The organism is Marivirga sp. (genome assembly GCF_024636815.1).
Classification (GTDB): domain Bacteria; phylum Bacteroidota; class Bacteroidia; order Cytophagales; family Cyclobacteriaceae; genus Marivirga.
In genome coordinates, this window is the sequence record NZ_JAGXGF010000080.1 from 1 (window position 1) to 6839 (window position 6839).

Annotated in this window: 6 protein-coding genes; all 6 read right to left on the reverse strand. The window is 34.2% G+C overall.

The features are described from left to right. Positions 1-8: 8 nt before the first annotated feature. Positions 9-1499: a type I restriction endonuclease subunit R gene (locus Q0L29_RS06220; RefSeq protein WP_296620004.1), complete on the reverse strand. Its 1491-nt coding sequence runs from the start codon at positions 1497-1499 to the stop codon at positions 9-11. A 262-nt stretch (positions 1500-1761) separates the two neighbouring features. After that, positions 1762-3117, reverse strand: coding sequence for a Fic family protein (locus tag Q0L29_RS06225; protein WP_296620005.1), 1356 nt, complete (start codon positions 3115-3117; stop codon positions 1762-1764). Positions 3118-3291: 174 nt separating this feature from the next. Beyond that, positions 3292-3579, reverse strand: a complete 288-nt coding sequence (locus Q0L29_RS06230; protein WP_296620007.1) for a helix-turn-helix transcriptional regulator — start codon at positions 3577-3579, stop codon at positions 3292-3294. 25 nt (positions 3580-3604) lie between these two features. Further along, positions 3605-4030 (reverse strand): GxxExxY protein, encoded by a 426-nt coding sequence (locus Q0L29_RS06235; RefSeq protein WP_296620008.1) that lies wholly within the window; start codon positions 4028-4030, stop codon positions 3605-3607. 145 nt (positions 4031-4175) lie between these two features. Next, on the reverse strand, positions 4176-4628 hold the full coding sequence (locus tag Q0L29_RS06240) for a RhuM family protein (protein WP_296620010.1): 453 nt from the start codon (positions 4626-4628) through the stop codon (positions 4176-4178). 380 nt (positions 4629-5008) lie between these two features. Further along, positions 5009-6839: AAA family ATPase (locus Q0L29_RS06245; RefSeq protein WP_296620012.1), on the reverse strand; the 1831-nt coding region annotated here is incomplete at its 5' end.

Genomic DNA, 6839 nt, shown 5'->3' on the forward strand with positions numbered 1-6839 from the left:
CGGCAGCGTCAGATGTGTATAAGAGACAGTTCATACACTATGCGAACTGTAATTTCATCTGTTACAGACTCCCGCATCGTGTAAGCATCTACCACAGGGCCAAATACATCTATTGTAGCATCTATTGGAGTTACAGTGAACCCAGCGTAAGTGGCATTAGGTAAAGAGTCATGCAGATACTTTGCGAAGCCATAGGTTTTCTTTGCTCCTTTATCAGTAATCTTAATCTTTTGATCTAAGTTGACTTGAGAACGGTGTGCTTCATCTGAAATACAAATGACATTATCTCTTTCAGTAAGCAATTGGGTGTCTTCTGTAAACTTATGAATCGTAGTTAAAAACACGCCACCGCTGCTACGTCCTTGCAATAATTCTCGCAAATGCTCTCGACTTGTCACAGATTCAATGCTATTATCTCCTACATAAGTCTTGGCTCCTGTAAATTGCTTAGATAATTGCTCATCCAAATCAGTACGATCGGTAATCACCACAATGGTCGGACTGGAAAGAGCTGTACTGCGCATCAATAAGCGAGTTAAAAAAAGCATGATATAGCTTTTACCGCAGCCCGTAGCACCAAAGTAAGTACCACCTTTACCATCACCTAAAGGCCTTTTCTGCTTTTTTATGCTTTCAAATAGCTTTCGGGCAGCATAATACTGCGGATAACGGCATAATATCTTTTCCTGCTTATGGGATTGGTCTGGAATGAGAATAAAGTTTCTAATGATATCTTTAAGCCTGTCTCTTTGGAACATCCCGAGGATTAAAGACTTCATTGAATCAATCCCCTGCATTTCTTCCCGCTCTTCACCTGTAATTTTACGCCAGGCATAAAAGAACTCTTCTTTAGCGAAGAAGGAACCAGCTTTTGAATTTACCCCATCACTAATAACACAAAAGGCATTGTATTTAAATAACTCTGGAATGTTCCTTCTGTAGGTAACCGTTAATTGCCTATAAGCATTGTGAATGGTAACGTCTTCTTGAATGGCTGTTTTAAATTCAAAAACTACAAGCGGCAATCCGTTGATATAAAGAATCATATCAGGAATACGCATTTCAGATCCCTGAATGGCTAACTGATTGACTACTTTATAGCTGTTGTTTGAATCATCTTCATGATCGATGAATTCAATAAATAAATCTTTCTGCTTGTAATCCTCTCTTTTAAAAATAAAGCCATTACTCACTTTTCGCATGAAAGCTTTATTACTTTCATAGAGATCAGAAGCTGGCAGTTTTTCTATTTCACGGATAATCCGTTCGATCTCAATAAGCGTAATCCCCTCTTTTTCGTATCGCTTAGCTAAATACTGCGCCAAATCATCTCTAATGAGCACATCTTCTTCCACCACATGGCCATACTGAATCCTGGGCTCTTTGGCTAATTGTGTAGCCTTAGCCTGCCTTAGATCAGAACCATTATGATAGGCGTAATCCAGCTTCTGGAATTCATCAATAAAACTTGCTTCAAGTTGGGCTTCGGTGAATTTCATTATCGGTATTATATGGATTCTAATAATTAATTACACAAATATTTGTCATTTGATTCTTAGTTTCCATTAGTTATAATTGCCTAATAGGCTCTATATAAATAAAACTAAAGATATAAATTTTATGGTAGAACTTTATATCTGGCAGGAGTTAGAGGTAGAATTGCGTAAAATTTGACTTTGCTTCCCATGCATCAGGATGGTTTTGCAGGTTTAAAGTTCTAAGTAAAACCTATTAAACGCTATTTCTGCATTTTTACGATCCTTATCCTTTGCTTTTACCTGAGCGAAGAAAATTTTCACCTTTTTCTGTAAGCTTATACTTTTGTTTACTGCTTTTAGGTTTTTCGGGAATGGTTAGTCCAATCAACCCTTCTTCAATTGCCGGTTGCAGAAATTCTTTTCTGAAATATTCTCTGTCAGATAGGCTGAGCTTATTTTGCAGTTCCTGCCTGCTATGTTCGCCCTTAATCACCTCCAATAGTTTTTCAACTTGCGGGGTAACTTGCGGGGTGACTTGCGGGGTGACTTGCGGGGTGACTTTCTCCTTGGCTGGAAATATCATCCGCAAAAAGTTTTCGGAAAACTGGCAACAATCCTTTCCATAAGTCTCCAAAATACGGGGAATACCGGAACCCAATTGCTCCACCATTTCCAAGTCTTTATAAATCCGCATCAATTCTTTATTGCGAGGTATAGAATAACCCTCAAAAAATTCTTCCTTGCTCAATCCCTCTGGCAATGAACCTGCAGAAGTAATCTCAATACGATCAGCGAATAACTCAAATTTAGGTGGAATTTCTCGGGTATAATCATTGTGAACAAAAGCATTAATAATGGCTTCACGCAGTGCAATGGCATTCCAAAGACGCTGTTCTTTTCTTTCTTTAGAAGTAATGGTTGCAGACGTGCGGTTTTCCAGCTCAATTTTGTCGAGTACGCTTTTTGTTGCTTTAATCAATGAACAATAACCATATTCATTGTTTTCAATTAAATGCACTCGGTCTACACCACTATACTTAGCTACTTTGATTGATACATTATTTTCATCCGCCATCAGGTAACCTGCATAATTAATTGAATGATCTTCGGTAAGTAATTCCAGATTCTTTTTAAACTGCTTGTTGAGTGGCTTTTTCTTTTCCTCGTAGTAAATACGTAACTGTTCAAAGCTTAAATCCTGACGATGGGCTTTTATTTTACCAATTGAGTTTCGGGTACGTGTAGCAAAAAGCTTGTCAATCATCATTTGGGGCATAGGTTCTGCAGCCGTTCCAATCCGGATAAAACAACCCCTTTCCGTCATGCCATATTTCTTTTTGAAATATGGTTTCTCGCTACCACTGGCTACAATAATTTTAATAATCTCCTTACCCTCATGTTCTTCAGACACGACATCAAACAAACCCATGGCCGATGGCGAGATGTTATTTTTGATACGGTCTTTTATTTTCAATGCATCACTATCAGCATCAGAAACGCCCAATACTTTTCCTGTTTTGTCAATACCTACATAGATTAAGCCGCCTTCTCGATAGTTCAAAAAGGCTACAACCTCTTTCTCCAAATCCAGGTCTTTGGTGAGGGATGATTTGTATTCTATGCGGTTGGTTTCGGACATACATTCTAAATTTCACCTATCACTTAAAAAAGAGGAAGGTGCATTCCTTGATTAATATAAATATGATGCTCAAACTTCTTTAAAGCAAAGAAAAACGTTATTTTGGTTGAAGTTAATGTCCAGTTTTTTAATTAAAAAACTGGACATTTTTCATTTTCGAATTGAGTTATCTAACTATTTCTCAAACAACCTAATGCCAAGAACTTCCTCTATTTTATAAATAGTTTTCAAAGTTAAATTTTCACTACCCTTTACAATTTTGCTCACATGCTGTCTGCTAACCCCTAATTGTTCTGCTAGCCATGTTTGGCTTTTGCCTAAATTATCCAAGGCTTCAAGCACTGAAAATGCAATATCTGCTGATTTATCTAGCCAATTTTCATTTTCCAATTGGTAGTTCAGCTTTTCCTTCCAGTTGGAAGGCTTTGATAATGTAGATAATTTTTCGCTTGCGGTATTCATTTTGTTCTTTTTTCTCCTCTTGTCTTTAACTATGATTTTTCTGATTTTTTGATGGGTTATGATTTGGCTTCATCACTCGTTTAAATTGTAATGAAGTGTTGCCAAAATTGATTAACAACCCAATTTCCATTCCATATGCTTCTAAATAATTAATAGCTTGTGCCAAATGCACATCTTCCAATTCTTTTACGGCCTTTATTTCCAGCAAAATTTTGTCTTCAATAAAAAAATCAACCCTTCTTGTCCCTACATGCTCCCCTTTATATTTCAAAGGCATTTCTAATTCTCTAACATGATTAAATTTCTGTAAATTTAATTCTATTGATAATGCACGTTGATATACTACTTCTTGGAAACCGTTTCCCATTTGGCGGTGAACTTCCATAGCGCAGCCTATGATTTTTCCGGTTAGTTCAGAATTTTCGTAGCGACTATTTATTTCTGTTGCCATTTTCTTTGACGGGTTTTGATTGAATAATTAATTAAGAAAACCAAATTAGTAGTTTAATTAGAAAATTAAAAACCATCCCCTGTCTAAACTATGATTTGCTTGATTGTATGATGGACTGTGATTGTAAAAAAATCATAGTATTCCTCTAATCATTTAAATCATAGTTGAAGACTATTTGATTGATTTTGATCGGTGTAAAGCCTTTGACAATATATTCTTTCAATCGTTGGGTAGCCCAAATACGAAATTGAGTACCTTGAAGCGATTTTACCCGATAGCCTACCGAAATAATCACATCAAGATTATAGCCATTTACTTCATGTTCTTGTGTTTTCCCGGCAATTGCACCATGTTGAGTGGTTGTCCGGAATTTCCGGACAACCACTGATTCGTCCAGTTCGCCTTCCTTGAAAATATTTCCAATATGCTCACTGATGGTTCGCTTATCCTTACCAAATAAAGTAGCCATTTGTGCCTGCGTGAGCCAAACTGTTTCTTCCTGCAAGACAACATCTATCTTGATATTGCCTTCTTCATTTTTATATAGGAGGATTTCGCTTTCAATAATTTTGTAGCCTTTATTGATTTTGACATCCATAGGTTTTTAATTTAATTGGCTAGATTGAATGGTAGACTATGAAAAGCAAATTAGTAGTTTAATTAGAAATGAAAAAATCACCCCCTGTCTAAACTATGATTTTTTGATTGGCTATGATATTCAAGAATCAAAATGTTCTAAACTATGATAGCTAAAAATCATAGTATTCCTCTAATCATTTCAATCATAGTTGAAGACAATTATCAAAATAAAAAGCATAAATATTAGAAATTACATTTTCATAATGCGGTTGCCGAGCTATTTCTAAAAAGGTTTTAGGTTGCTGTTTAACCGAGGGTATTGAGGCTTGGTCTAGGAAGGTTTGGAGGGCTTTAATATTCATGAAAATCGCGTAACCAGAATTTGAAATTTTATATACTTTAATTAGACATTTCTTCTTGTATAGATTCATTCATCATTAATTCATAGTGCTCCTTGCCTATTTCTTTAAAAATATCCTTAAAGGCGTCAAATAAATTTTCAGGATTTTCATTCATAATACGAGTAAAATAAATATCGTCTAAAGGCGAAACCTTATGACTAGTATCACTTACTTCACTGATAAGGGAACTAAATATAATGTTTCTTGTGTCTTCAGGATCTACACCATTTACAGCTGCCCAAACACTCTTTCCAATACCCAAAAAATTAACATAACTTTCAATAATTCTTCTCATTAAATTACCAATCAGTACATTTTGTTCATTAGTTGCAGTATTTGAATCTTTAATTGATTTAAGAGAACTCCACATCAGATTGTAGTCACTCGTACCAATTTCTTTTTCACCTTTTGTAGTAACATATGAAACATTGTTAATTTTAGTAATATGGTAAAATTGCCGTAAAGTACAACCTCTTCCATTATCTAAGGTAATTTCTTTAAAAAAAAATATATTATGAGTTAAAATGAAAACTTGATCAATATTTGGGTTAAAATAATTCTGCTTATCTGGTTTGGATTCAGAACTTCTTCTTGCTATTAATTGATGGATCAGAGAATTTACAACGAACAATACTTGACTGTCCAAACTTGATACAGGGTCGTCAATTACAATTATTTTTAACTTCTCACTATCTTGAATCTTGTCAGTACCCAAGCATAATTGATAAAAATAAAGAAAGGCAATAAAATTCTTCTCTCCTTCACTAAGTGTCTTAAATATTTCTGTGTCTTTATTTGAATTTCTTTTTAAGAAGTAGTTCGTAATTCCGTTTTCCTCTTCTGTTGTCTCTATCTTAAAACCAGTAAATCCACAGTTTCTTAAAATATCATTTATTTTATCCACTGCATCATTGGTGGAAACAGTTTCATTTCTCCAGTCTTCAATTAATTTTTTCGATTCTTCAATTCGGCTAAATGCGCTTTCTTTCAATTCACTGATCACACTTAAATCAGAATTGATTCGCAATTCAAATTCTCGATACGATTCTATTTTTTTTGTACTTTTTAATGATAAATAATACCAAATATCTTGTGTGAGCTTATCTTTGATATTACCAATATTTTTGAAAGCCTCATTATTCTCGAATATCCTTCTATTTATTTCAACAATCCTTTCCTTAAAATCAAATAAAGATTGAAGGATTATTTTTCTACTAGAGTCTTTTATCTTATTCTCTATTTTTCTAGTATTTCGTTCAAAGTATATTTTTAACTCATTAATAGTTTCAGACACTAAATTATCTTCATTAAATTCTGTTTTCAAATCAGTAAAAATCTCTAAATACCTATTGTAGAGTTTTATATAATTCTCCTTTAAATTAGATAAGGATTCAATCTTTGTTTTATACTCTTTATCAAAATATTGTGAAAACTTTGTTAGCAATTCTTGTGATATGGTATCCTCTTGACAAAAAGGACACTTTTGCTTATCTAAACCCTGATCCAAAAATTGAATCCCATCTTCGACCCAACTTTTAGAGTTAAATTTTTCTATCATTTTAGCAATATCTACCTCTGAATTCCCAACTATAACCTCTTGCATTAACAATTGTATTTCCTCTTCTTTTTTTCGAATTAGCCGATATGCCAGTGTTGGAATCTTTGTTTCAATCTTTTGAATCTCATTTTTATATATTTTGTCGTAGCGCTCAGAAAGTTTTTTGATGGAAATAGATGGGATCGGTTGATTTTTTAAGACATTTTCAATTTTTTCAAGATGCTTACTAGAGCTACCCTTATATTTAATATCGTGCTGATAAAAAGTATCA